At 62.9% G+C, this 26,176-nt stretch carries 24 protein-coding genes; 13 read left to right on the forward strand and 11 right to left on the reverse strand.

The genetic code is table 11. The features are described from left to right. Positions 1–129: 129 nt before the first annotated feature. From ACODSK_RS13645 to ACODSK_RS13660, 4 genes are all read left to right on the forward strand, one after another. Positions 130–831 carry a PA1041 family peptidoglycan-binding anchor lipoprotein gene (locus ACODSK_RS13645; protein ID WP_489016721.1) on the forward strand — a complete coding sequence of 234 codons (702 nt, stop codon included), beginning with the start codon at positions 130–132 and terminating at the stop codon, positions 829–831. A gap of 90 nt (positions 832–921) precedes the next feature. Continuing rightward, the gene (locus ACODSK_RS13650; RefSeq protein WP_489016722.1) at positions 922–1,641 is read left to right on the forward strand and encodes a PA1041 family peptidoglycan-binding anchor lipoprotein; all 720 of its coding nucleotides are present in this window, start codon (positions 922–924) and stop codon (positions 1,639–1,641) included. 55 nt (positions 1,642–1,696) lie between these two features. Beyond that, positions 1,697–1,972 (forward strand): DUF1145 domain-containing protein, encoded by a 276-nt coding sequence (locus ACODSK_RS13655; RefSeq protein ID WP_489016723.1) that lies wholly within the window; start codon positions 1,697–1,699, stop codon positions 1,970–1,972. Then, entirely contained in the window at positions 1,965–2,723 is a 759-nt protein-coding gene (locus tag ACODSK_RS13660; protein WP_489016725.1) for a collagen-like protein, read from the forward strand. The genes ACODSK_RS13655 and ACODSK_RS13660 overlap by 8 nt, the downstream gene beginning before the upstream one ends. A gap of 86 nt (positions 2,724–2,809) precedes the next feature. Here the strand turns inward: ACODSK_RS13660 and ACODSK_RS13665 are convergent, their stop codons facing one another. Beyond that, a complete protein-coding gene (locus ACODSK_RS13665; RefSeq protein ID WP_489016726.1) occupies positions 2,810–3,274 on the reverse strand; it encodes a CopD family protein in 465 nt (154 codons plus the stop codon). A gap of 99 nt (positions 3,275–3,373) precedes the next feature. On the opposite strand from ACODSK_RS13665, the gene dinG reads away from it, so the two are divergent. From dinG to pdxH, 5 genes are all read left to right on the forward strand, one after another. Continuing rightward, positions 3,374–5,518 (forward strand): ATP-dependent DNA helicase DinG, encoded by a 2,145-nt coding sequence (dinG, locus tag ACODSK_RS13670; protein ID WP_489016728.1) that lies wholly within the window; start codon positions 3,374–3,376, stop codon positions 5,516–5,518. Positions 5,519–5,687: 169 nt separating this feature from the next. After that, positions 5,688–7,931, forward strand: coding sequence for a beta-galactosidase (locus ACODSK_RS13675; RefSeq protein ID WP_489016729.1), 2,244 nt, complete (start codon positions 5,688–5,690; stop codon positions 7,929–7,931). 245 nt (positions 7,932–8,176) lie between these two features. Then, positions 8,177–9,322, forward strand: a complete 1,146-nt coding sequence (locus tag ACODSK_RS13680) for a serine hydrolase domain-containing protein (RefSeq protein ID WP_489016731.1) — start codon at positions 8,177–8,179, stop codon at positions 9,320–9,322. An 87-nt stretch (positions 9,323–9,409) separates the two neighbouring features. Next, positions 9,410–10,414, forward strand: a complete 1,005-nt coding sequence (locus ACODSK_RS13685) for an OmpA family protein (protein WP_489016734.1) — start codon at positions 9,410–9,412, stop codon at positions 10,412–10,414. A gap of 19 nt (positions 10,415–10,433) precedes the next feature. Beyond that, positions 10,434–11,081 carry a pyridoxamine 5'-phosphate oxidase gene (gene pdxH / locus ACODSK_RS13690; RefSeq protein WP_489016736.1) on the forward strand — a complete coding sequence of 216 codons (648 nt, stop codon included), beginning with the start codon at positions 10,434–10,436 and terminating at the stop codon, positions 11,079–11,081. Here pdxH and ACODSK_RS13695 read toward each other — a convergent pair. Further along, positions 11,078–11,314, reverse strand: coding sequence for a hypothetical protein (locus ACODSK_RS13695; RefSeq protein WP_489016738.1), 237 nt, complete (start codon positions 11,312–11,314; stop codon positions 11,078–11,080). The genes pdxH and ACODSK_RS13695 overlap by 4 nt on opposite strands. 146 nt (positions 11,315–11,460) lie before the next feature. Between ACODSK_RS13695 and ACODSK_RS13700 the strand changes: the two genes are divergently transcribed. Continuing rightward, positions 11,461–11,925, forward strand: a complete 465-nt coding sequence (locus ACODSK_RS13700) for an outer membrane lipoprotein (RefSeq protein ID WP_489016740.1) — start codon at positions 11,461–11,463, stop codon at positions 11,923–11,925. Positions 11,926–11,987: 62 nt separating this feature from the next. Here ACODSK_RS13700 and nhaA read toward each other — a convergent pair whose 3' ends face one another. Then, positions 11,988–13,172 (reverse strand): Na+/H+ antiporter NhaA, encoded by a 1,185-nt coding sequence (gene nhaA, locus ACODSK_RS13705; protein WP_489016742.1) that lies wholly within the window; start codon positions 13,170–13,172, stop codon positions 11,988–11,990. Positions 13,173–13,378: 206 nt separating this feature from the next. On the opposite strand from nhaA, the gene ACODSK_RS13710 reads away from it, so the two are divergent. Beyond that, positions 13,379–14,473 carry a PLP-dependent cysteine synthase family protein gene (locus ACODSK_RS13710; RefSeq protein WP_489016743.1) on the forward strand — a complete coding sequence of 365 codons (1,095 nt, stop codon included), beginning with the start codon at positions 13,379–13,381 and terminating at the stop codon, positions 14,471–14,473. Positions 14,474–14,584: 111 nt separating this feature from the next. Here the strand turns inward: ACODSK_RS13710 and ACODSK_RS13715 are convergent, their stop codons facing one another. Then, on the reverse strand, positions 14,585–16,201 hold the full coding sequence (locus tag ACODSK_RS13715) for an NAD(P)/FAD-dependent oxidoreductase (RefSeq protein WP_489016745.1): 1,617 nt from the start codon (positions 16,199–16,201) through the stop codon (positions 14,585–14,587). Positions 16,202–16,307: 106 nt separating this feature from the next. Continuing rightward, positions 16,308–16,988 (reverse strand): COG3650 family protein, encoded by a 681-nt coding sequence (locus ACODSK_RS13720; protein ID WP_489016746.1) that lies wholly within the window; start codon positions 16,986–16,988, stop codon positions 16,308–16,310. A 221-nt stretch (positions 16,989–17,209) separates the two neighbouring features. On the opposite strand from ACODSK_RS13720, the gene ACODSK_RS13725 reads away from it, so the two are divergent. Further along, positions 17,210–18,097, forward strand: a complete 888-nt coding sequence (locus ACODSK_RS13725; RefSeq protein WP_489016748.1) for a halovibrin HvnA — start codon at positions 17,210–17,212, stop codon at positions 18,095–18,097. A 39-nt stretch (positions 18,098–18,136) separates the two neighbouring features. On the opposite strand, the gene ACODSK_RS13730 is transcribed toward ACODSK_RS13725, so the two are convergent. From ACODSK_RS13730 to ACODSK_RS13750, 5 genes are all read right to left on the reverse strand, one after another. Continuing rightward, positions 18,137–18,838: an ABC transporter ATP-binding protein gene (locus ACODSK_RS13730; protein ID WP_489016749.1), complete on the reverse strand. Its 702-nt coding sequence runs from the start codon at positions 18,836–18,838 to the stop codon at positions 18,137–18,139. Next, positions 18,839–19,606, reverse strand: a complete 768-nt coding sequence (gene livG / locus ACODSK_RS13735) for a high-affinity branched-chain amino acid ABC transporter ATP-binding protein LivG (protein WP_489016751.1) — start codon at positions 19,604–19,606, stop codon at positions 18,839–18,841. Continuing rightward, on the reverse strand, positions 19,603–20,859 hold the full coding sequence (locus ACODSK_RS13740; protein ID WP_489016753.1) for a high-affinity branched-chain amino acid ABC transporter permease LivM: 1,257 nt from the start codon (positions 20,857–20,859) through the stop codon (positions 19,603–19,605). Before ACODSK_RS13740 ends, livG begins: the two co-directional genes overlap by 4 nt. After that, positions 20,856–21,779 (reverse strand): high-affinity branched-chain amino acid ABC transporter permease LivH, encoded by a 924-nt coding sequence (livH, locus tag ACODSK_RS13745; RefSeq protein ID WP_075804495.1) that lies wholly within the window; start codon positions 21,777–21,779, stop codon positions 20,856–20,858. The genes ACODSK_RS13740 and livH overlap by 4 nt, the downstream gene beginning before the upstream one ends. A gap of 228 nt (positions 21,780–22,007) precedes the next feature. Further along, positions 22,008–23,123: a branched-chain amino acid ABC transporter substrate-binding protein gene (locus ACODSK_RS13750; RefSeq protein WP_489016755.1), complete on the reverse strand. Its 1,116-nt coding sequence runs from the start codon at positions 23,121–23,123 to the stop codon at positions 22,008–22,010. A 364-nt stretch (positions 23,124–23,487) separates the two neighbouring features. Between ACODSK_RS13750 and ACODSK_RS13755 the strand changes: the two genes are divergently transcribed. Continuing rightward, a complete protein-coding gene (locus ACODSK_RS13755) occupies positions 23,488–23,793 on the forward strand; it encodes a DUF2288 domain-containing protein (protein WP_489016756.1) in 306 nt (101 codons plus the stop codon). Positions 23,794–23,983: 190 nt separating this feature from the next. Here the strand turns inward: ACODSK_RS13755 and ACODSK_RS13760 are convergent, their stop codons facing one another. Next, positions 23,984–26,167 (reverse strand): hypothetical protein, encoded by a 2,184-nt coding sequence (locus ACODSK_RS13760; protein WP_489016758.1) that lies wholly within the window; start codon positions 26,165–26,167, stop codon positions 23,984–23,986. Positions 26,168–26,176 lie beyond the last annotated feature (9 nt).

Here is a 26,176-nt window from a genome sequence, read left to right on the forward strand (position 1 = left end):
ATCCAATCCGCCAAGCCTAGCGGGCAAAGGCTTCCACGTCATGGCTTATTGCTGGCGGAGATGGTTTCGCCGGTCTTTACTCCCAGAGCAGCGGTACCGCAAGGCATATTTCCCATGGAGAAGCAACAGATGAGCATAGTTCGCACAGCTTTACCTCTGGTTCTGCTAACCAGCGTATTGACTGGTTGTGCAGGTCTGCAAAAAACCGATTGGCCGAAGTGTGCTGCCGTTGGCGGCGTCGGTGGTGCCGCACTGGGCGCCATCGAGAGCAGTAGCTGGGCCGGTTGGGGCGCGCTGATCGGCGGTGGCCTGGCGGCGGGTTACTGCTGGGCCCACGGCGATGGCGATGAAGATGGCGATGGCGTACCGGACAGCCGCGACAAGTGCCCGGGTACGCCACGTGGCACGCCGGTCGATGCCACGGGCTGCCCGCTGGCGCCGCCTGCACCGCCACCTGTGGTCGAGGAAGTGGTGGTGGTGAAAGAAGAAACCATCGTGATCCGCGATGTGCACTTCGCCTTCGATTCCGACAAGCTCACCGCCGCCGACAAGTCGCGCCTGAACAGCATCGCCGAGCGCCTGCGTGCTGAAAAAGAAGGCGTGCGCCTGACCGTGACCGGACATACCGACAGCGTCGGTTCCGATGCCTACAACCAGCGGCTGTCGGACAAGCGTGCCCACTCGGTAGTGAAATACCTGGTGGAAACCGGCGTGCCACAGGGCTACTTCGTTTCGGTCAGCGGTGCGGGTGAAAGCCAGCCGGTCGCCGACAACAAGACCGCCGAAGGCCGTGCGCAGAACCGTCGGACCGAGATCCGCATCCAGCGTTGACGCTTCACGGCCCGTGGCTTGAGAAGTGCCACGGGCCGGTCTTTACTCCTGTGTGCCGGTAATAGCCGGTAACACAGGAGGCATTTCCCCATGACCGCACTTATCAAGGCCGCGATTCCCGTGTTGTTGGCGGCCGGTCTTCTCTCAGGATGTGCAACCCACAGCGACGGCAGTGCGCCGCTCAACCAGCGTACCTGGCCGATCTGCAGCCTGCTTGGCGGGCTGGTCGGTGGCGGCCTCGGCGCCATCGAAAGCTCGGCCTGGGCCGGCGGTGGCGCGGCGGCGGGTGCAATCGCCGGTGGCTTGATCTGTTTTGCCCAGGATGGTGACGAAGACGGTGATGGGGTCTTCGACCGTCGCGACACCTGCCCGGATACGCCTGCGAATACCCCGGTGGGCAATAACGGCTGTCCACTGCCGCAGTATCCGCCGTCGCAGAAAGTCGCCGAGCCGGAGCCGGTGCAGGAGGTGATCACCCTCAGCGACCAGGGCAACGTGCTCTTCGCCTTCGACTCCGCCGAACTGACCGCAGCTGCCCAGCAGCAATTGCATGGCCTGCTGGACAAGCTGGGCAACCCGCAGGTGCGCAGCATCCGGGTGGTCGGGCATACCGACAGCAAGGGTACCGACGCCTATAACCAGGGTCTGTCCGAGCGTCGCGCGGGCAGCGTTGCCACCTACCTGATCAACAACGGCATCTCGCCGCAGAAGGTCAGCAGCATGGGGCGCGGTGAAAGCGAGCCGGTGGCCGACAACGAAAGCGACGAGGGACGCGCGCAGAACCGCCGGGTCGAACTGCACCTGAATTGAACCGGCAGGCAGGCGGCCCGTGCTGACTGCGGGCCGCCGACAGGAGGGAGGACCGATGATGAAACTGCTGGGCCTGTTCAAGGCGCTGACCGTGCTGTTCTGGTGGGTGGTGCTGATGAACCTGTCGATGCCGGCGGAGAAGCCGTTCCACCAGTTGATCAACCTGACGGGCGCTGCCCTGCTGGGCTTGCACCTGCTGGAAGTGCTGTTCTATAACGGTCGCCTGCGTGAGCGCAGCCACCGTTGGTTCGACCGGTTGCAGATCCTTCTGGTGGGCATCTTCCATATCCTTTCCATCCCCGCACCGCGCAAGGAAGTACCGCATGCGTAAGCTGTTGCTGTTGACCGCGATGTTCTGCCCGCTGGCCCTGGCCGATTCCCTGAGCGTGGAGCCGCATTCGGTGCTGCGCCTGGCGAGCAAGGCCAGTACCGTCCACCTGGAGCGCCTTGACGTCGCGGATTCGGCCACCCTGATCCTGCCGGCCAGCCTGGTGGAACTGAAGGTCGATCAACTGCAACTGGGGCGCGATGCGCGGATTTCCGTGGTACCGGCGCAGGATGGCTTGCGCATCGAGGTGGGGCGGGCGCAGTTGGCCGAAGGCAGCCTGATCACCGCGACCGGCATGGCCGGCACTTATGAGCGGGCGGCCAGCCCGGGGCGCAACCTGGACCTGCGTCTGCAGCATCTGCAGGCGCCGCTGCTATCCATCGATGCCCGTGGCGGCAAGGGTGCACCGGGTTACGTCGGGCTGGATGGTGCCAACGGCGAGGCCGGTGGTTGCACCTGGGGTTCGGCCAGCCGTGGCGCCAATGGCGACAACGGCGGCGATGGGCATGATGGTTCGGCGGGCGGTCGGGTACGCCTGGCGTTGCCGGCGGACTATCCGGCGGAGCAGATCAAGGTTCGTCTCGAAGGTGGTGCGCCGGGAGCGCCGGGAGCAGCAGGCAAGGCCGGCAAGGGTGGCGCGAGCAAGGGCTGTCTGGTGTACCGCACCGAGGCCGGTGCCAATGGCAAGCCCGGGGTGGTCGGGCAGCCCGGGATGGCGGGGGCTGAAGGGGAGTTGAGCGTTCAGCGGCTCTGAAGCTTCTTTGTTTTTTAGGGCCTCATCGCCGGCAACGCCGGCTCCCACAGTGGGAGCCGGCGTTGCCGGCGATGAGGCCGTCACGGTCAAAATGAAAGGCGGGTTGCCGCCACCAGCACCACGGCAATCCCCAGCAGCAGATTGATCCCCACCATCTTCCTGATCCTGCCCAGCACCGCCGCCCCGGCGGCCCAATCCCCAGCTTCCACTGCCTTGCGCATTTCCGGCAGCAGCAGGCTCTGGATACGCATGAACAGGGCGAACATGGCGATTCCGCCGCCGATCATCATCTGTACATGGCGCGGCGCGGTGTCGAGGGTGCCGAAGTGCATGTGCAACATGCCGACACCACTGACCACCAGCACCAGGATCGCGATCCATACCCAACTGAAGAACCGCGAGAACACTTCCAGCCACAATTGCAGGCGGGCCGGGCCTTCCAGCACCGTGGCGGCCGCCGGACGCAGGACCATCCAGGCGAAGAACATGCCGCCGACCCAGACCAGGGCGGCCAGGACATGCAGGCTATAAGGCAGGGCGAAGGCGGTCATCGGGCACTCCATTCAGCGCAAAGGGCAATTGGCGGGTATGATAGCCCGCTCACTCGAAACACTGAAAATATATCCAGCCTTTCGCTGGCGCCCGAGACCATGATCAGCAACGAACTCAAGTCCCAGATTCAGGGCGCCTATTCGCGTTTCCTCGAAGCCAAGAGCCTCAAGCCACGCTATGGCCAGCGCCTGATGATCGCCGAAGTCGCCAAGGTGCTCGGCGACATCGACTGCGATGACGAAGGCCGCCGTAGCGGCGACCCGGCAGTGGTGGCGGTGGAGGCCGGCACCGGTACCGGCAAGACCGTGGCCTACAGCCTCGCCTCGATCCCGGCGGCCAAGGCGGCCGGCAAGCGCCTGGTGATCGCCACCGCCACCGTCGCCCTGCAGGAACAGATCGTGTTCAAGGACCTGCCGGACCTGATGCGCAACAGCGGTCTGAACTTCAGCTTTGCCCTGGCCAAGGGCCGCGGCCGCTACCTGTGCCTGTCCAAGCTCGACCTGCTGTTGCAGGAAGGCCACGCGCAAAGCGCCACGGCCCAGCTGTTCGAGGAAGAAGGCTTCAAGATCGAGGTGGACGAGGCCAGCCAGAAGCTGTTCAACAGCATGATCGAGAAGCTCGCCGGCAATCGCTGGGACGGCGACCGCGACAGCTGGCCCACCGCCCTGGAAGACCAGGACTGGGCGCGGGTGACCACCGACCATAGCCAGTGCACCGGCCGCCACTGCCCGAACTTCGGCCAGTGCACCTTCTACAAGGCCCGTGAAGGCATGGGCAAGGTCGATGTGATCGTCACCAACCACGACATGGTTCTCGCCGACCTGGCCCTGGGCGGCGGCGCGGTGCTGCCTGACCCACGCGACACTATCTATGTGTTCGACGAAGGCCATCACCTGCCGGACAAGGCCATCGGCCACTTCGCCCACTACAGCCGCCTGCGCTCCACCGCCGACTGGCTGGAGCAGACCGCCAGGAACCTGACCAAGCTGCTGGCCCAGCACCCATTGCCGGGCGATCTGGGCAAGTACATCGAGCAGGTCCCGGAGCTGGCCCGGGAGATCAAGGAACAGCAGCAATTCATGTTCGCCGCCTGCGAGCAGGTGGCCGACTTCCGTCCCGGCGAGGACGCCGAAGGCCGCGACCGGCCGCGCTACCGCTTCGTCGGCGGGGTGGTCCCGGAGCATATCCGCGAGATCGGCATCGAGCTGAAGAAGGGCTTCGCCCGGCTCAACGACCTGTTCACCCGCCTGGCCGACCTGCTCAAGGAAGGCATGGACGGCGAGGTCAACATCGGTATTGCCAGCCACCAGGCCGAGGAGTGGTACCCGCTGTTCGGCACCTTGCTGACCCGCGCTACAAGCAACTGGGAGCTGTGGACCGCGTTCACCGTCGAAGATCCGGAGGATAGCCCGCCCATGGCGCGCTGGCTGACCCTGGCGGAAAGCGGGGCGCTGTTCGATATCGAGGTCAATGCCAGCCCGATCCTTGCCGCCGAGATGCTCCGGCGCAATCTGTGGAATGTCGCCCACGGTGCCCTGGTGACCTCTGCGACCCTGACCGCGCTGGGCACCTTCGACCGTTTCCGCATGCGCTCCGGCTTGCCCAAGGCGGCGGTCACCGCCGTGGTGCCGAGCCCGTTCCATCACACCGACGCCGGGGTCCTGCGGGTGCCCGACCTGCGCGCCGACCCGCGGGATGCCGCCGCCCACACTGCGGCGATCATCCGCGACCTGCCGGAACTGGTGGAAGGCTCGCGGGGCTCGCTGGTGCTGTTTTCCTCGCGCAAGCAGATGCAGGACGTGTTCGACGGCCTCGACCGCGATTGGCGCCGGCAGGTGTTCATCCAGGGCAACCTGTCCAAGCAGGAGACTCTCAACAAGCACAAGGCGCGGGTCGATGACGGCGAGTCCAGCGTGCTGTTCGGCCTGGCCAGTTTCGCCGAGGGTGTCGACCTGCCGGGGGCCTACTGCGAGCACGTGGTAATTGCCAAGATCCCCTTTGCCGTGCCGGATGACCCGGTCGAGGCGGCGCTGGCCGAGTGGATCGAGGCGCGCGGCGGCAATCCGTTCATGGAGATTTCCGTGCCGGATGCGTCCTTGAAGCTGATCCAGGCCTGCGGGCGCCTGCTGCGTACCGAGCAGGATCGCGGCACCATCACCTTGCTGGATCGGCGGGTGGTCACCCAGCGCTATGGCAAGGCTATTCTCAATGCGCTGCCGCCGTTCCGGCGGGAAATTTCGTAGCTCTGGAGGGCCTCATCGCTGGCAAGCCAGCTCCCACAGGGACCGGGTGCACCGCTGAACCTGTGGGAGCCGGCTTGCCGGCGATAGGGCCCTAAAATCTTTTGCACTTGCCGCTGTCTATCACCGGAACCAAGGCCTGCAAAGGCCCCTCAAGGAGAACTCCAGCCCCATGTTGCGCCGTACCCTTCCCGCTGCCTTCCTGCTGTTGCTCAGCCAACCCTTGCTGGCTGCCCAACAGACGCTGTTCAACTTCGTGCGCCCGACCTCGGTGGTCAACGTGGCGACCGAGGATGCCAGCCTGCCGCAGTACAACGCGGAACAGACGGCCGAGGGCGAGGTATTGCGGCGGGTGGTGTTCAACCCGGTGTCGCGACCCCGCCTGCAAATGAGCCCGCAGACCGGTGTCTGGGACTGGTCGGCGCAGAAGACCCTGACCCTGCGCCTGCAAAGCGGCATGGACTGGGCCTTGACCGTCAATGTCACGATCGAGAGCGCTGACGGCAAGGTCCTGACCAGCCGCATCGACCTGCCCGCCGGTCCGGCGCAGACCGTGGTGATTCCGCTGCAGGCCAGCTCACCGCTGAGCCAGGGCATGCGCGCCGGTCCACCCATGCCGTGGACCTTCGAAGGCCAGCGCCTGGTCGTCGCCAGCAGCAGCGGCGAACTGGACCTGAGCCAGGTCAAGTCCCTCAGCCTGTCGATGAACCAGCCCAATGTTGCCCAGAGCGTGCTGGTCGAGCGGATCAACCTGCAGGACGACGAACGCCTGCAACAGGCCGCGTACAGCGGGCTGATCGATGGCTACGGCCAGTTCAGCCGCGGGCGCTGGCCGGAGAAGGTTGGCAGCGACGAGCAACTCAAGGCGGCGGCCGGCAAGGAGCAGCAACAGCTCAAGACCTGGCTGGCCGAACGCCAGAAGCAGCCGCTGGACCGCTTCGGCGGCTGGACTGGCGGGCAGACCTTCGATGCCAAGGGCTTCTTCCGCACGGTCAAGCGTGACGGCCGCTGGTACCTGGTGACGCCGGAAGGCCATCCGTTCTATTCCCTGGGCGTCAATGCGGTGAATGACGAGCCGGGCCGTACCTATGTCGCTGGCCGCGAAGGCATGTTCAGCGATCTGCCGAAAGCCGACTCGGCGCTGGCGGCGTTCTATGGCGAAGGCAACAACAACGACGGCAACGCCTCGTCCAGGGGGCGCAACTTCAACCAGGGGCGCTGGTTCGATTTCTACGCCGCCAACCTGGAGCGGGCCTACGGCAAACCGTGCACGGCATCGATGGAAGAGGCCAAGGCCTGTCCGCCCGTCGCCCTCGACGCCGCCCGCTGGCAGGGCCACACCCTCGACCGCCTGCAGGCCTGGGGCTTCAACACCCTCGGCAACTGGAGCGAACCGAGCCTGGAACAGGCCGAGCGCGTGCCCTACACCCTGCCGCTGGCCATCGTCGGCGACTACGCCAGCATCAGCACCGGCATGGACTGGTGGGGCGCCATGCCCGATCCGTTCGACCCGCGTTTCGCCATGGCCACCGAACGTGCCGTGGCCATCGCTGCGCGGGATCACCGTGACGATCCGTTCCTGATCGGCTATTTCGCCGACAACGAACTGGCCTGGGCCGCCCCCGGCGACGATCCGAAGTCGCGCTACGGCCTGGCCTACGGCACCCTGCGCCTGACCACCGACGTGCCGGCCAAGCGTGCCTTCCTCAAGCAACTGCGCGACAAGTACCGCAACCAGGAAGGCCTGTCCAAGGCCTGGGGCATCCAGCTGACCGCCTGGGAACTGATGGAGGACCCGGGCTTCGAGCCGCCGCTGCCTAGCCCGGAGCACCCGGAGATCGAGGAAGACTTCAAGCACTTCCAGCGTTCGTTCGCCGATGCCTACTTCAAGACCATCTCCGATGCCCTGAAATGGCATGCGCCCAACCATCTGCTGCTGGGCGGGCGCTTCGCCGTGACCACCCCGGAAGCGGTGGCCGCCTGCGCCCAGTATTGCGATGTGCTGAGCTTCAACTTCTATACGCCCAAGCCCCAGGACGGCTATGACTTCGCCCAGTTGCGTGCGCTGGACAAGCCGGTGCTGGTGTCCGAATTCCACTTCGGCTCCCGCGACCGCGGCCCGTTCTGGCCCGGGCCGATGGAAGTGGCCCGTGAGGAGGACCGTGGTCCGGCCTATGCCGCTTTCCTCAAGGCAGCGCTGGAGGAGCCGGCGATCGTCGGCGTGCACTGGTTCCAGTTCTTCGACCAGCCGGCCAGCGGCCGCCTGCTCGATGGCGAAAACGGCCACTTCGGCCTGGTGGGCATCACCGATGTGCCGTACCAGGGATTCATCGACCAGGCGCGCAAGGCCAACCTGCAGGTCGAGAAGCTGATCGTCGGGGCGGCGCACAAGCCTGAAGGTGAGGCGAGCAAATGACTGGTTGATTCAACCTGTGGGAGCTGGCAAGTCGGAACGCCGAACCGCAGCTCCCACAGGGTCCGCGTCGCTTTTAGACCTGTTCTCTGCGTGAGAGCGCAGCCTGAAAGGCTGGGTCGACTCCCACAGAGACTGTGTCGACTAAATGAATAGTGGTCATTGTCCGACCCGTGTCTGTTCCAAAATCCTTCGTGTGCTGAAACAATGCACGCCACTTTTCAGACAGGTTGCAGGGGAGTTTCCGGGTGCAGATCCAGGGTCATTTCGAGCTCAGGTTCGAGGCGGTACGCGAGGCCTTCGAGGCTCTTTTCAATGATCCCCAGGAACGTGGCGCGGCCTTGTGCATCCAGGTCGGCGGCGAGACGGTAGTCGACCTTTGGGCTGGCACCGCCGACAAGGACGGGCATGAGGCCTGGCACAGCGACACCATCGCCAACCTGTTCTCCTGCACCAAGACCTTCGCGGCGGTCACCGCCCTGCAACTGGTGGGCGAGGGCAAGCTGCAGCTGGACGTGCCGGTGGCCCGCTACTGGCCCGAGTTCGCCCAGGCCGGCAAGGAGTCGGTGACCCTGCGCCAACTGCTCAGCCATCGCGCCGGTTTGCCGGCGATCCGCGAATTGCTCCCCGCCGAAGCCCTGTACGACTGGCAGACCATGGTCGACACCCTGGCCGCCGAAACGCCCTGGTGGACGCCGGGCAGCGCCCATGGCTACGCGGCGATCACCTATGGCTGGCTGGTCGGCGAACTGATCCGCCGCGCCGATGGCCGCGGGCCGGGAGAGTCCATTGTTGCCCGTACCGCGCGGCCGCTGGGCCTGGATTTCCATATCGGCCTGGACGACGCGGAATTCCACCGTGTCGCCCATATCGCCCGGGGCAAGGGCAATCTCGGTGACGCGGCGGCGCAGCGTCTGCTCAAGGTCACCATGACCGAGCCCCAGGCCCTGTCGACCCGGGCCTTCACCAATCCGCCGGCGATCCTCACCAGCACCAACAAGCCCGAGTGGCGGCGCATGCAGCAACCTGCGGCCAATGGCCATGGCAATGCCCGCAGCCTGGCCGGGTTCTATGCCGGGCTGCTGGACGGCAGCCTGCTGGAGTCGGAACTGCTCGACGAACTGACCCGGGAGCACAGTCTCGGCGACGACCGGACCCTGCTGACCCAGACCCGTTTCGGCCTTGGCTGCATGCTCGACCAGCCCGAGGTGGCCAATGCCACCTTCGGTCTCGGCGCCCGGGCCTTCGGCCATCCGGGGGCGGGTGGTTCGGTAGGCTTTGCCGATCCGGAACATGACGTCGCCTTCGGTTTCGTCACCAATACCCTCGGCCCTTACATCCTCATGGACCCGCGCGCGCAGAAACTGGTGCGGGTACTCGCCGACTGCCTTTGATCGGGTGCCTCTGTACTCAGGGGCGCCGTTGGCTATTCTGCAACCAGTTCATTTGTATTTTTCTTTCATTTTCATGGTGTATCGCTGATGTCTTCACATAAAACCTTAGCTCTTGCCCTGTGCCTGGCCATCACCGGCTGCGCCCAGAACCCGCAGAAAGATGCCGCGGACAGCGGCCACGGCTGGTGGCCCTTCGGCTCGGACAAGGTGGCCGATCAGGAAGTGAAGGAAGCGGTACAGGAGAAGGTGGCCAAGTCCGAGGCCAAGGCCGACGCCAAATCCGAAGGTGGTAGCTGGTGGTGGCCGTTCAGTGGCAGCGACGACAAGGCTGCGGAAAAGACCGCCGCCGTACCGAAGATCGACGTCAAGGCCACCCAGGCCTGGCTGGACAGCTACGAACCGCGCGTGCGCGAAGCGATCAAGGACAGCAAGCTGGAACTGGAGCGCCGTGAGGACGTGCTGGTAGTGACCCTGCCGGTGGACAGCGGCTACAACCCGGACCGTCCGGCCATGCTCCTGCCGATCAGCCTCGGCCCGATCACCAAGGTCGCCAAGCTGATCGAAACCGACCAGAAAACCGCCGTGCTGATCCTCGGCCATGCCGACAGCAGCGGTGCCGCCGCCGCCAACCAGAAACTCAGCCTGGAGCGTGCTGCATCGGTCTCGGCGATCTTTCGTCTCAGCGGCCTGCAGCGTGATCGCCTGAACCTGCGCGGTATGGGCTCGGTCGCTCCGCGTGCGGCCAACGACAGTGCCCAGGGCCGTTCGCTGAACCGCCGCGTGGAAATGATCCTGACCCCGCAAGCCACCATGGTTGCGCTGGTTGCCAAGTACCAGCAGCCGACCCCAAGCCCGGCCGAGCTGGTCGCGGTACAGGATGCCAAGCCGGCCGCCGCTGCCAAGCCTGCGGCAAAACCGGCCGCCAAGGCCGCTGCCAAAGCGCCGGCCAAGGCCACTACCGCGAAGAAAGCGGCTCCGGCGAAAGCGGCCGCAGCCTCGAAAAAAGCGGCTCCAGCCAAACCGGCTGCGAAAAAAGCCGAGCCTGCCGCCAAGAAGGTGGCAGCCAACAACAGCCCTGCGAAGACCAACTGATCCTCAAGGAACGCTGTAGATGACCCAGACACTGGCAGATATGCGCCGTGACTACACCCGTGACGGCCTGGCCGAAGCCCAGGCCCCGGCCGAGCCGTTCGCCCTGTTCCACCAATGGTTCGCCGATGCGGTGAAAACCGAGCAGGCCCCGGTGGAAGCCAACGCCATGACCCTGGCCACCGTCGATGCCGACGGCCGGCCGCATTGCCGGGTCCTGTTGCTCAAGGGCCTGGACGAGCAGGGTTTTACCTTCTTCACCAACTACGAAAGTGCCAAGGGCCAGCATCTGCAGGCCAATCCGTTCGCCGCCATGACCTTTTTCTGGCCGGCGCTGGAGCGTCAGGTGCGGATCGAGGGGCGGGTGGTGAAGGTGTCGCCTCAAGAGTCGGACGCCTATTTCCAGGTGCGTCCGCTGGGCAGTCGCCTGGGGGCCTGGGCCTCGCCGCAGAGTCGGGTGATCGCTGATCGTGGTGAACTGGAAGACCTGCTCAAGGCTACCGAGCAGCGTTTCAGTGACACCCAGCCGCATTGCCCCGAGCACTGGGGTGGCTATCGTCTGCTGCCGGAGCGCATCGAGTTCTGGCAGGGGCGTGCCAGCCGCCTGCATGACCGCTTGAACTACCGCTTGCAAGAGGGCAACTGGTCGCGCGAGCGACTGGCGCCTTAACCCGCGTTGTACCCGGCGGCCTCGCGCTCCAGCCAGGCCGCCAATTCCTTGCGCTTGACCTTCTGTGCCCTTGCGGCATCCAGCCTTTGCAGCATGAACGCGCGCTTGTCCTGGTCCTTTCCGGCGAACGACAAGGCCAGGTCGCGGTCCGTCCAGCGCCTGATCCGTACGTATAGCCACGCGTGGAAATACAGGCCGGCGAGGGTGGTGATGGCGATGATCAAGTAATCCATGTCTATCCTGTAAGCCAAGTCTTGCGACCCGTTCGGGGTGCGCTGTCTGTACCGAAGCTGAATGGAAGCAATTTTATCTGTTGCATGTCGTGACAGTCGTCAACGCGCGCAGTCTAATGAGCACCTGTCTTAAGGAGATAATTCCTATGCGTAAATCTGTACTGCTGGTTGCATCGTTCGCCACGATGTCGCTGCTGCTGGGCGGTTGTGCCTCGAACCTGTCCGGCGACTCCTATTCCCGTGACGAGGCGCGGCGTGTGCAGACCGTACGCATGGGTACCATCGAATCCCTGCGTCCGGTCAAGATCGAGGGCACCAAGACGCCGATCGGCGGTGGCGCCGGTGCGATCGTCGGTGGGGTTGCCGGTAGTGCCATCGGTGGTGGTCGCGGCAGCATCATCACTGCGGTGATCGGTGCCGTTGCTGGTGGCCTGGCAGGTTCTGCCGCCGAAGAAGGCCTGACCCGTACCCAGGGCGTGGAAATTACCGTGCGTGAAGACGACGGCAGTATGCGTGCCTATGTGCAGCAGGTTCAGGAAAACGAGATTTTCCGGGTCGGCGAGCGCGTGCGGATCATGACGGTCGATGGCACCAGTCGCGTCACTCACTGAACTGGCGACAAAGAAAACCCCGAGCTGGCTTGCGCCACTCGGGGTTTTTTATTGCCTGCCGGTTATCCGTTGGCAGCCTGCTTCGGGCTGGAGAGGGCGGTGATGGCATAACCGATGATCGCCGCAAGGAACGAGCCGGTGAGAATGCCCATGCGGTCCATGCCTACGTATTCGCTGACCCCGGGCACGAAGGCCAGGGAACCGACGAACAGGCTCATGGTGAAGCCGATGCCGCAGAGGATCGCCACGCCGAGGATCTGCCCCCAGTTGGCGCCAGCGGGCAGGGCGGCCAGACCCAGCTTGACCGCCATCCAGGTCAGGCCGAATACACCGATGGCCTTGCCCAGCAGCAGGCCGGCGGCGATGCCCAGGGGCACGGCGTGGGTGAAGCTTTCCAGGGTCACCCCGGCCAGCGACACGCCGGCGTTGGCAAAGGCGAACAGCGGCAGGATGCCGTAGGCCACCCAGGGGTGCAGGGCGTGTTCCAGGCTAAGCAGCGGTGAGCTCTCGGCGTTGCGCGTGCGCAGCGGAATGCACAGGGCCAGGGTGACCCCGGCCAGGGTGGCGTGCACGCCGCTTTTCAGCACGCAGACCCAGAGGATCAGCCCGACCACCAGGTAGGGCCCGAGCTTGACCACGCCGAAGCGGTTCATCGCGACCAATGCGGCGATGCAGGCTGCCGCCAGCATCAGCGAAATCGTCGACAGGGCGCCGGAGTAGAACAGGGCGATGATGATGATCGCGCCGAGGTCGTCGATGATGGCCAGGGTCATCAGGAACAGCTTGAGCGAAACCGGTACGCGCTTGCCGAGCAGGGCCAGCACGCCGAGGGCAAAGGCGATGTCGGTGGCGGTGGGGATGGCCCAGCCGGCGATGGCGGCGGGGTTGTCGCGGTTGAGGAACCAGTAGATCAGCGCCGGTACCAGCATGCCGCCCAGTGCGGCAGCGCCGGGCAGGACCACCTGGGAGGGCTTGGACAGATGGCCTTCGACCAGTTCGCGCTTGACCTCCAGGCCGATCAGCAGGAAGAACAGGGCCATCAGCCCGTCGTTGATCCACAGCAGCAGTGGCTTGGCGATGCTCAGCGCGCCGATCTGCACGGCGACCGGGACTTCCAGCAGTCCGTTGTACAGCCAGGACAGTGGTGAGTTGTTGACGATCAGGGCCAGTACTGCGGCGGCGATCAGCAGCAGACCGCTGGCGGCCTCGAGCTGGAAGAAGCGGGTGAATGTGCTACGAAGAGGCAAGGTAGCTCCTCCATCGGGTTGGCAAAAAGGTCGAACACCCTAACCGGTTGTGATATTCCTTAAAAAGATAATAATATTCTTTTTTGTTATAAGCTGTTTCAGGACTTTCTTGTCTATCGGGCTTTTCTGGCAGTGGTGTAGGAATCTGCCTAAATGGACGTTAGCCGCTCCTGGCGTCGTTTGCTTTCTACCTTTGGGAACTGTTCATGAATCATCACCGCACCTGGGTCCGTGAAGCGATCCGCATCATCGAGGCCGATTTCCAGCGCAGCGCCGATACCCATCTGATTCCCTTGCCCATGCCTGGCTTCCCGCAGATCGACCTGTATTTCAAGGACGAATCCAGCCACCCCACCGGCAGCCTCAAGCATCGTCTGGCGCGCTCGCTGTTTCTCTATGCCCTGTGCAATGGCTGGCTGCGCCCTGGTGCACCGGTGATCGAGGCATCCAGCGGTTCGACGGCGATTTCCGAGGCGTACTTCGCCCGTCTGCTTGGCCTGCCCTTTATTGCGGTGATGCCGGCGACCACGTCGCGGGAGAAAATCGCGCAGATCGAGTTCTATGGTGGCAAGCCGCACCTGGTGCAGGACCCGACGCAGATCTACGCCGAATCCGAGCGTCTGGCGCGGGAGAGCGGTGGGCATTTCATGGACCAGTTCACCTACGCCGAGCGCGCCACCGACTGGCGGGCCAACAACAATATCGCCGAGTCGATCTTCAGCCAGATGCACTTCGAGCGGCATGCCGAGCCGGCCTGGCTGATTTCCAGCCCGGGGACCGGTGGTACCACGGCGACCCTGGGCCGCTATGTCCGTTATCGCCGCCATGCGACCCGGGTGCTGTGCGCTGATGCCGAGCGTTCGGTGTTCTTCGATTGTTATCGAACCGGTGACCGCTCGCTGCGTCTGGATTGTGGGTCGCGGGTCGAAGGGATCGGCCGGCCGCGGGTCGAGGCTTCGTTCTTGCCGGCGGTGATCGACGCCATGGTCAAGGTGCCGGATGCACTGTCCCTGGCGGCCATGCACTATCTGGCAAGGCGTCTGGGGCGGAGGGTTGGCGGGTCGAGCGGGACCAATCTGGTCGGTGCCTTGCAGGCGGCGCTGCATATGCAGGCGGCAGGGGAGTCGGGGTCGATCGTAGCGATCCTCTGTGATAGCGGCGAGCGCTATGCGACCACTTACTACGATGAGCAGTGGTTGGGACAGCAGGGGTATGTGCTGGAGCCGTTGATCAAGGCGGTGGCGGGGTGTGTGGAGCAGGGGCAGGCGTTGCCGGAGACGGTGTTGCGCGAAGGGATCTGAGGTTCCGTGGTGTTGCTGACGGCCTCATCGCCGGCAACGCCGGCTCCCACAAGGATCTGCATGCACAGTACCTGTGGGAGCTGGCATTGCCAGCGATGAGGCCCTTGAACCCTACTCGGAAATCCCGAGCATGCTCCTGGCCACGGCTTCGGCGATGCGAATGCCATCGACCCCGGCCGAGAGAATCCCCCCGGCATAACCCGCCCCTTCACCTGCGGGGAACAGGCCCTTCAGGTTCAGGCTCTGCAGCGTCTCGTCACGGGTGATGCGCAGCGGCGACGAGGTGCGGGTTTCGATCCCGGTCAGCACCGCGTCGTGCAGGCTGTAGCCCTTGATCTGCCGGTCGAAGGCCGGGATCGCTTCGCGCAGCGCCTCGATGGCGAAGTCCGGCAGGCTCGGCGCCAGGTCGCCGAGGTTGATGCCCGGCTTGTACGACGGTTCGACGCTGCCCAGGGCGGTGGACGGACGTCCTGCAACGAAATCGCCGACCAACTGCGCCGGTGCCTGGTAGTTGCTGCCACCCAGTACATAGGCGAGCTCTTCCAGGCGCTCCTGCAGCTCGATACCGGCCAGCGGGCCGCCCGGGTAATCCTGCTCCGGGGTAATGCCGACGACGATGCCGGAGTTGGCATTGCGCTCGTTACGCGAGTACTGGCTCATGCCGTTGGTGACGACACGACCTGGTTCGCTGGTGGCCGCGACCACGGTACCGCCCGGGCACATGCAGAAGCTGTACACCGAGCGACCGTTCTTGGCGTGATGCACGAGCTTGTAGTCGGCGGCGCCAAGTTTCGGATGGCCGGCGTACTTGCCCAGGCGTGCCTTGTCGATCAGCGATTGCGGGTGCTCGATGCGGAAACCGATGGAGAACGGCTTGGCCTCCATGAACACGCCCTTGCCGTGGAGCATGCGGAAGGTGTCGCGGGCACTGTGGCCGAGGGCCAGGACCACATGGCGCGAATGCAGCTCTTCACCGTTGTGCAGCACCACGCCGTTGAGCTGGCCGTCTTCCATCAGCAGGTCGGTGACCTTGTGCTCGAAGCGCACTTCACCGCCCAGGGCGATGATTTCCTCGCGGATGTTCTCGACCATGCCGGTCAGGCGGAAGGTGCCGATGTGCGGTTTGCTGACGTAGAGAATCTCGTCCGGCGCGCCGGCCTTGACGAACTCGTGCAGAACCTTGCGGCCGTAGTGTTTCGGGTCCTTGATCTGGCTGTACAGCTTGCCGTCGGAGAAGGTCCCGGCGCCGCCTTCGCCGAACTGCACGTTGGACTCGGGGTTGAGCACGCTCTTGCGCCACAGGCCCCAGGTGTCCTTGGTGCGCTGGCGCACTTCCTTGCCGCGTTCCAGCACGATCGGACGCAGGCCGGCCTGGGCCAGGATCAGCCCGGCGAAGATCCCGCAGGGGCCGAAGCCGACCACGATCGGCCGCTCGGCCAGGCCGCCCTCGGGGGCCACGCCTACCGGCTTGTAGCTGACGTCCGGGGCGATGCCGACGTTATGGTCGTCGGCGAACCTGGCCAGCACCGCGGCTTCGTCGCGGACATTCAGGTCGATGGCGTAGATGAACAGCAGTTCGGTGTTCTTCTTCCGCGCGTCGTAGCTGCGCTTGAAGATGGTGAAGTCGAGCAGATCGGCATCGGCGATGTCCAGGCGCTGCACGATGGCTTCGCGCAGGGCCTCGTCGGAATGATCCAGCGGCAGCTTCAGTTCGGTGATTCGTAGCATGACAGGGTCCAGTATCCCGGCCATGGGAGGGGCCGGCGGCTTTATACAAACGGGGGAGTATAAAGGTTTCGCCGGCTGGGGAGGCGGATTGAATGGGGGCCGGTGGTCAGTCGTTGCGCGACCCACCGTAGTAGCCGCAGCCCTGCATGGTCTGTCCATCGATGCGCAGTTGCGCAGTCAGATGGCTCACCCCCCCGGTAGCGCTGTCGACGCAGCGTTGCGGAGCCAGCCACAGCTCGACCTTCTGCCCATTGGCCTCGCTGCTCACGCTGATGCCGCCGCCAGGCATCTGCTCTTCCAGATAGGGCAGGGCCAGCGGTGGCTGTTCGGGGCGATTGAGGACCATGCCCTGGCCACTGACATTGAGGTTCCAGAACGGTTCGTGCCCGGCGGCGCGTAGGGTCAGGCGCTTGAAGTTGGGGTCGCTGCAGGCGCTGGCCGAGTGATCGACGCGGTACAGCTGGTGCACGTTGAACTGGCCGTCGGCGCCGTTGCTTTTGGTCGCAGAGAGGGTGCCGCGCAGGTCGGCGAACAGCACGCCCGGGGTGGCGGCGAGGGTGGCAGCTTCCTGGAGCAGGCCGGTGTTGCCGCTGTCCTGGATCACGAAGCGGCGGCTTTCGCTGCAGGGTTTGAACAGCAACTGGCCGTTGGCGGCGCTGAGCTCGCCTTGCAGGCGGGTCATGCCGGCGGTGGAGACGCTGGTGGTTTCCGGCTGGTCGGCGAGCAACTGACAGCCGGCGAACAGCGGCAGCAAGAAAGCAACCAGGAATGTACGGGTGAAAGACATGGCGAAACTCCGGTGTCACTTCAGTCGAAAACCCGCGAAATTACCGGCGTATCCAAGAGATAACAAGTGAAGTTCGTCGGGGTTGGGCAGGGCGTATTGATTATCGGGCCTTGCAAGGGACCTGATATTTTTATCAGTTGTTTCAGCGAGAAATCGAGGCTTATTCTCCTCCGCAGGTTGTTTCGTGTTCCAGCGCTATTCGAATGAGCTTGGAGGCAATTATGAGGATGGGACTTTGCCTGTTACTGAGTTTTCTACTTGTGGCCTGCCAAACAGCCGAGGGACCTTTAGAACGCTATGGTTCGGCGATTTACAGCGGCCAATCTGTAGCTGAAAAGTTGAACGCACGTTATGCGGACACCCGCGGGAACTGCGGATCACTTTCCAAGCCTGCGTTCCTCTGCTCTGGCGTGATCCTGCGAATCACCACCTACAGCCCCGACTATGACTCCTGGGATCCCAGTCCCAATTCGATAGAACTGGGTGGACAATCCTTCAGCTACCTGCGCAAGGACAGCAAGTTTTCAAGACTTGCCTGGCATCTTGGCAATGGGTACATCCTTTATTCGATCTTCGGCGCGCCAGCCGACAAGCTCGACCCCGATGTGCTTTGTCTTTTCCCGATCGATGGATATTCGGATAACCGCTCAGGCGAACGCTGTGGTATTTACTCCGACAACAATGCCTCCAGCAGGCCATGCGAAGATCAGGACATAACCACTGCCGAACAATGGCTCAGCCTCTATAGCGCCCAGAATCAAAGCAATAGCCGGTTATGTTCGTTCAACGTTCGTGATGATCGCAATATTCTCGCCGGACCGGCCTTCTATTCAGGATTGAAGGCCCGGAGCATGGGGGCGCCCAGTGACAAGCGATTCACTCAGCACAATGAACTGGTGTTGAAAACATGGGGAAGCGGGCTAGGCAAGACATTGCCGATCGAGGCGTTCTTCTACACGGATGCCAAAGGGTTGGAGAGTGCGATAAAGGACCGGCGTAATTTCCTGGGCAAGACTGGAATCATGCTTCCGCTGATCAAGCTCAACCTGCCAAGCACACCGGCTGAGGATGCAGCTTTCGAATATGTGCCGGGCGACGACAGGCTTTGACCCTGATATGAAAAAAGGGCCATTCGGCCCTTTTTTGGATCAACCGCCGAGGTAGGCGTCGCGTACCTTCGGATCGGTCAGGAGCGCTTCACCCGTGCCTTGCATCACCACGTGCCCGTTCTCCAGAACATAGGCCCGGTCGGCGATCTTCAGCGCCTGGTTGGCGTTCTGTTCCACCAGGAACACCGTCACGCCATCGCGGCGCAGTTGTTCGATGATGTCGAAGATCTGCTGGATGATGATCGGCGCCAGGCCCAGCGACGGCTCGTCGAGCAGCAGCAGCTTGGGCTTGCTCATCAGCGCGCGACCGATGGCGAGCATTTGCTGCTCGCCGCCGGACATGGTGCCGCCGCGCTGACTGTAGCGCTCCTTGAGACGCGGGAAGAGCTGCAGGACCTTGTCCAGTTGCGCCTGATAGTCGCCCTTGTCGGTGAAGAACCCGCCCATGGCCAGGTTTTCCTCGACGGTCAGGCGCGAGAACACGCGGCGGCCTTCCGGAACCACGGCGATGCTCTTGCGCATGATGTGCGACGACGGCTGGCCGACCAGCTCTTCGCCCAGGTACTTGATGCTGCCGCTATGGGCCTGCGGCGAGCCGCAGAGAGTCATCAGCAAGGTCGACTTGCCGGCACCGTTGGCGCCGATCAGGGTGACGATCTCGCCCTGGTTGATTTCCACGTTGACCGAGTGCAGTGCCTGGATCTTGCCATAGAAGGTGGAAACGTCTTTGAACTGCAGCATTTACGCTTCCCCCAGGTAGGCTTTGATCACATCAGGGTTGTCGCGGATCTGTTCCGGCGTGCCGTCGGCCAGGGGCGTGCCCTGGTTGATCACCACGATATGGTCGGAAATGCTCATGACCAGTTTCATGTCGTGCTCGATCAGCAGCACCGTGACGTTGTGCGACTCGCGCAGGTAGCCGATCAGCGCCTTGAGGTCCTCGGTTTCCTTGGGGTTGAGGCCGGCGGCGGGCTCGTCGAGCATGATGATCCGCGGTTGGGTCATCATGCAGCGGGCGATTTCCAGGCGGCGTTGCTGACCGTAGGCCAGGGTCCCGGCGGTACGGTTGGCGAACTCGGTCAGGTTGACCTTTTCCAGCCAGTACTGGGCGCGCTCCATGGCTTCGCGCTCGCTGCGGCGGAAGGCCGGGGTCTTGAACAGACCGGCGAAGAAGTTGGTGTTGAGGTGGCGGTGCTGGGCGATCAGCAGGTTTTCCAGCGCGGTCATTTCCTTGAACAGGCGCACGTTCTGGAAGGTCCGCACCACACCCTTGCGGGCGATCTGATGGCCGGCCAGGCCCTGGATCGGCTGGCCATCCAGGAGGATGGTGCCGCCGCTGGGCTTGTAGAAGCCGGTCAGGCAGTTGAACACCGTGGTCTTGCCGGCGCCGTTCGGGCCGATCAGGGCAACCACCTGTTTTTCCTTGACGGTCAGGCCTACGCCGTTGACCGCCAACAAGCCGCCGAAGCGCATGCTCAGGCCGCTGACTTGCAGAATTTCGCGGCTCATCGACGCAGCTCCATATGTGGACGTTGCATAGGCAGCAGGCCCTGCGGACGCCAGATCATCATCAACACCATCAGGGCGCCGAACATCAGCATGCGGTACTCGCTGAAGTCACGCATCAGTTCGGGCAGCAGGATCATCACGATGGCCGCGAGGATCACGCCCAGTTGCGAGCCCATGCCGCCGAGGACGACGATGGCGAGGATGATCGCCGATTCGATGAAGGTGAAGGATTCCGGGGTCACCAGACCCTGGCGAGCGGCGAAGAAGCTGCCGGCGAAACCGGCGAAGCAGGCACCCAGGGTGAATGCCGAAAGCTTGATCACGGTGGGGTTCAGGCCCAGAGCACGGCAGGCGATCTCGTCTTCACGCAGCGCTTCCCAGGCACGCCCGATCGGCATGCGCAGCAGGCGGTTGATGACGAACAGCGCCAGCAGGGCGAGGAGCAGGGCCACCAGGTAGAGGAAGATCACCTTGTTGATCGAGTTGTATTCCAGCCCGAAGAACTCGTGGAAGGTCTGCATCCCTTCGGCGGCCTTGCGTTCGAAGGTCAGGCCGAAGAAGGTCGGCTTCTCGATGTTGCTGATGCCGTTGGGGCCGCCGGTCCATTCGGTCAGGTTGCGCAGGAACAGGCGGATGATCTCACCGAAGCCGAGGGTCACGATGGCCAGGTAGTCACCGCGCAGGCGCAGCACCGGGAAGCCCAGCAGGAAGCCGAAGGTGGCAGCCATCAGGCCGGCGATCGGCAGGCAGACCCAGAAGCTCAGGCCGAAGTAGTGCGACAGCATCGCGTAGCTGTAGGCGCCGACGGCATAGAAGCCGACGTAGCCGAGGTCGAGCAGGCCAGCCAGGCCGACCACGATGTTCAGGCCGAGGCCGAGCAGGACGTAGATCAGGATCAGGGTGGCGATGTCGACCGCGCCGCGGGAGCCGAAGAACGGCCAGATCAGGGCCGCGACGATCAGGCCGATGATGATGTAGCGCTGGGTCTTCGGCAGGGTCAGCCAGTTGCCGACCTTTGGCGGAATCAACGGACCGCCGCTGCGCGAGCGCATGACCGCGCTCCACTGCTTGTCGAACAGCACACGCAGGAACATCAGCACCGAACACAGGGCGATCACGCCGAGGGTGAAGGGGCCCTGGCCGTGCACTTCCAGGTTGATGCCGACGATGCTGAGTTTCAGGCCGAGAACCGGGAAAGCCACGGCCCAGACCAGCAGGGCGCTGAAGAACGCCGATTTGAGATGTCTGTTCATACTTTCTCAACCTCCGGACGGCCGAGGATGCCGGTCGGACGGAACAACAGAACGAGTACCAGCAGGCCGAACGCCACGACGTCCTTGTACTGGTCGCCGAAGATGTCAGCGCCGAAGGCTTCGGCCACACCCAGCACCAGGCCACCGAGCATGGCGCCCGGAATGCTGCCGATGCCGCCGAGGACTGCCGCGGTGAAGGCCTTCAGGCCCACCAGGAAGCCGGCGTTGGGGTTGATCACGCCGTACTGCATGCTCAGCAGCACTGCAGCCACGGCCGCCAGGGCGGCACCGATGACGAAGGTCAGGGCGATGATGTTGTTGGTGTTGATCCCCAGCAGGTTGGCCATCTTGATGTCTTCGGCGCAGGCCCGGCAGGCCCGGCCCAGACGCGAGCGGGAGATGAACAGGGTGAGGCCGGTCATGGCGATCAGGGTGACCACGAAGACCAGGATCTGCATGTAGGAAATCAGGACTTCTTCCGCGCCACCCGGGCCGAAGGAGATGCTCCCCGGAATCAGGTTGGGAATGGATTTGTCCTTGGAGTCCTGGGAAAGCAGTACGGTGTTCTGCAGGAAAATCGACATGCCGATGGCGGAGATCAGCGGGATCAGGCGGTTGCTGTTGCGCAACGGCCGGTAGGCGACCCGTTCGATACTGTAGCCGTAGGCACTGGTAACGACGATCGTCGCGATGAACGCGGCGGTCATCAGCAGCGGCAGCGAGTGGATACCCATCATGGCCAGTCCGGCAAGGACGATGAAGGCCACGTAGGAACCAATCATGTACACCTCGCCGTGGGCGAAGTTGATCATTCCAATGATGCCGTAAACCATTGTGTAGCCAATGGCTATCAAGGCATAGGTGCTGCCAATGGTCAGGCCATTAACCAGCTGTTGGAAGAAGTGATAGATCTCAGGCATTACAGCGCTCCTAAAAACCTGAATATGCATTTCGCTGGCGGGTGGGTACCCGGCATGGCCTTGCGGTCTTGGGCCACTTCGGCGCATGCGTTGCCAGGGAACCGCTGGTGACGGTTTTAAGATTTTCAGGTGAACCTGATCCCGGATCGCGGGAAACAGGTCCATGAACCTCGTAAAACAAAGCCCACTGCTCGCACAGTGGGCTTTTCGGTCATGTATCAGACGGTGTTACTGAGGGGAAACTTCGGTTTTCGGTTTGCCGAAATGCCATTCGTAGACAACGAACTTGAAGTCCTTCAGGTCGCCTTTTTCGTCGTAGGACAGTTCGCCGGTCGGGGTCTTGAAGGTGCCGGCGTGGATGGCCGCGGCCACCTTGTCGGTGTCTTCGCTACCGGCTTTCTTGATGCCCTGGGCGATCAGCTCGACAGCCGAGTAGGCCGGGAACACGAACGGACCGCTTGGATCCTTGCCGTCGGCCTTGATGGCGTCGACGATCTTCTTGTTCTCAGGATCGGCGTCGAAGGACTTCGGCAGGGTTACCAGCAGGCCTTCGGAAGCGTTCTGGGCGATCTGCGAGATGGAGTCGTTGCCGACGCCTTCCGGACCCATGAACTTGGCGTTCAGGCCTTTTTCCTTCGCCTGGCGCAGGATCAGGCCCAGCTCCGGGTGGTAGCCGCCGTAGTAGACGAAGTCGACGTTGTTCTGCTTGAGCTTCTGGATGATCGAGGAGAAGTCCTTGTCACCAGCGTTCAGGCCTTCGAAGACGGCAACCTTGGTGCCTTTGCCTTCCAGGGTCGACTTGACCGCGGTGGCGATGCCTTCACCGTACTGCTGCTTGTCGTGCAGGACCGCGACGACCTTCGGCTTGACGTGGTCGGCGATGTAGTTGCCGGCGGCAGGGCCCTGGGCGCTGTCCAGGCCGATGGTGCGGAAGATCAGCTTGTAGCCGCGCGCGGTGATTTCCGGGCTGGTGGCAGCCGGGGTGATCATGATCACGCCTTCGTCTTCGTAGATGTCGGACGCTGGCTGGGTGGAGCTGGAGCAGAGGTGGCCGATGACGAACTTGACGCCGTCGTTGACCACTTTGTTGGCGACTGCCACGGCCTGTTTAGGGTCGCAGGCGTCGTCGTATTCCTTGGCTTCGAGCATCTTGCCGTCGACACCGCCAGCGGCGTTGATGTCCTTGATGGCTTGCTTGGCACCGATGAACTGCATGTCACCGTATTGCGTCACCGGACCGGTCTTCGGGCCGGCGATGCCGATCTTGATGGTATCGGCGGCGAAGGAATGGCTGGCGACGCCGGCCAGAACCATCGCGGCGAACAGCTTGGAAACTTTACTCATAGTGCTCCACTCATTCTGTTGTAATTTTTATCGTCCTTGCGCCATGGCAGAGGACCCGACAGACCCGGTACGGCTACGCCGTATCGCGGCCCGCTTTCCGGTTTCATCCCCGGTGAATGCCCTGGCAACTGTACCGGTACAGTGTAGAGCGCTGCTTGATCGCTTGAAAAGCAGGCCCGCCGAAGCAAAAACCGGGGGTGTCGCCTGATCGACATAAAGTTACAAAAAAGCGTCTTCTGAATGTCCGGAAGTTCCCGGAAACGTTTGGCTTCCTTGAACCTGTCGACCAATTACTTATTTGAAACTGGGTTTTTCTGCAAAAATACCGGCCTTTCAAGTGACCTGATTATTTTTGGTGAAACCCATGACTGATGAACCAAGCACCCTCTATGCCAAATTGCTCGGCGAGACGGCGGTAATCGAGTGGAAAGCCCTGGAGCGTTTTTGGGCAAAGGGTGACCTGATTTGGGTCGACCCGTCCCTGGACCTGATCGAAGTCGCACAGGCGATGGCGGAAAACCGCAGTGAAACCTTCGCGCAGTGGCGTGATGCTGGCACTGTCGGGCCGGTCAGTTCGGAGCAGGCCCTCGACCTTCAGAGCCGCGAGCCAGAGATCTGGGCGGTAGTGGTACAACCGTTCATCGTGATTCAGGTTCGGCCGTCGGTCTGAGCTGGTGCAAAAACGGTGCGTAAAAACGCACAGCGAGTCCATTTTGGTGCGCGAGGTCAATCAGGCAGGGTGACGGTTGGTAACAGTGCCTGGTGAGCCACTTGGGTGCGGTAACAGTTACCAAGAATGGAAATGGGCATGAACAAGAAGGGCGACCCTGATGGTCGCCCTTCTTGTTCGACAATCGGACTCAATAGTCGACTTTGCCGGTATGGCTATTAAGGGAAATGACCTTGGTCTTGCCGATACGGTGGCGATAAATCTCGCGCAAGTATTTCACCGCTTTCTTCACGCACTCCCGCGACAAGCGAATATCGTTGATCGAGACGAACTTGCTCTTGTCGTTGATCAGTTCGCGATATTTCTTCTCGTACATCGGTTTGATCGCATACCAGTTGGTATCGAGGATCTTCGCCGGGTTTTCGAATTCGCTGAGCAACTCGTCGATGCGTTCCTCCTCGAAGTCCTCTTGCATGATGAATTCGAGGATCGCGTTGTCCAGGGTGTCGTCGAAGCGGTAGGGCGTCTTGGCGAAGCAGCGCTTGATAAAGGCCACGATCAGGGTCAGGAAGTCGTCCGACAGGCACGGGCTCTTGGCGATCAGGGTGGTCAGCGACAGGTTGGCCGAGGCGCCGATCACCAGGGCATAGCGCTTCAGCGTGGTGTTGGGGAACAGGCTGTTGAGGTGAGTCTTGAGCCGGTTCAGGTCCATGTAGGACAGCTTGTAGTCCTTGGGCAGGGAGACGATCGACACCACCGACGAGCAGTTCTTGAAGAAGTGCAGGTCATGCAGCGCCGCGGCGTCGCAGCCGGAACTGCGGTACTGCTCCAGGGCCGCGCGGTAGCGCTTGGATTCGATCGGCAGCAGGCTGATGCCTTCGATGGCCTGGGTGTCCTTGTTGAAGTGCGGCAGGTCGATGGAGCGGAAGAACAGGTCGTCGATATCCAGCCGCGGCGCCTCCTTCTCGAACACCTTGAAGCCTTTTTCCGAACTCTGCCCAGGGGTCTCCGGCACCACCGACTCGGCATAGGCGATCGCCACCGGGCCGGCCAGGCTCATGAACAGGTCGTTGGCATCGAGGCGGATGGTCTCGCCGATATCGATGCCGGCGCGCCGGAAGTAGTTCTGGTCGTAGTCGGTGGTCACCGCCTGGGCGGTAAGGATGTTGAAGATCTGCTGGGAGATGTACTGGTTGGCGTGCTTCTCCATGGCGTTGACGTCGATGTTCTGGATGTTGCCGTCATCGCTTTCTTCGGCGTAGCGCATGATGTCGTTGGAGATCAGCATCATCGCGTTCCACGGGCGGATCCTGCCCATGACGCTGGCTTCGCTGCTGTCTTCATTGTCGAAGTTGTAGGAGAAGTCCCATTCTTCCGACAGGTATTTGCACAGCAGGCGACCGGCGTTGATGTGCAACGCCTCGGACATTTCGCTGCGGTGGTCGGAAATGTTCGGCAGCACGCAGATGCCACTGGTGAAGATCGGCTCGAAGACGAACGAGTGCCCTGCTTCGCCATCCTGCTCGTCGGCCGGCTTGGTGTCGAAGGTCTTGTTCATGTACGAGAACTGCTGGGCCAGGCCGAACTCCGAGGCCATGCCCGAGCCGGTACCGCCGCCGGCGCTGAAGATATAGAAGTACAGCCGCGACTGGTTGGCCTTGATCCCGCAGGAATCGATCAGGTACGAGTGGATCAGTTTCCAGTCGGCACTGGAGAAACGGTGGGTTTCCTTGTTGAGGATGATCTTCGCCAGGTACTGGCCGAGGATCGGCGCGTTACCGGCGCCACCGGCGTGGACCTCGGACAGGTCCATGATCTTCATCTTGCTGTAGTCGCGCAGGAAGCCGCTTTTCTCGCCCTTGCGCGAGAAACGGATGCGTCCGGCGATGTCCTTGTCCAGGTCGCCGAGCATCACCAGCGGCTCCACCAGGAACACCGGCTTGGCGCTCTTGGCCTGGACCAGGCGCAGGTTGTTGCGGATCCAGCGCGCCGGGTTGTAGGTCGGGTCGTTGCCGGCGCGGTCGTCGCTATTGAATTCGTTGAGGTAGAAGGTCCGTGCGTTGTAGACCAGTTCGGCGACATCCAGGGCGATGTTCGAGCCGCAGCGACCGAGGCCGATCAGGCACACCGAGGGGAACTGCTGGTCGAGCCGCAACTGGGCGTCGTCCTCGACATGCAGGCTCGGCGGAAACACCAGGTCGCGCAGGCCATCGAGGTTGTCGAGGATGCGCTGGGTGTCGGGTTCGGTGAAGTACAGGTATTGCTGCGGGCTTAGGGTTGGCTGGCTGTAATAGCTGCGGGCCCCATAGGAAGTGGGCGCGGTGGCTGAAAGCAGCTCGGAAATCACGTTGGCAGGAGTATTCTTGGAGGTCATTTTGCGCCA

The organism is Pseudomonas sp. FG98 (assembly GCF_057808595.1).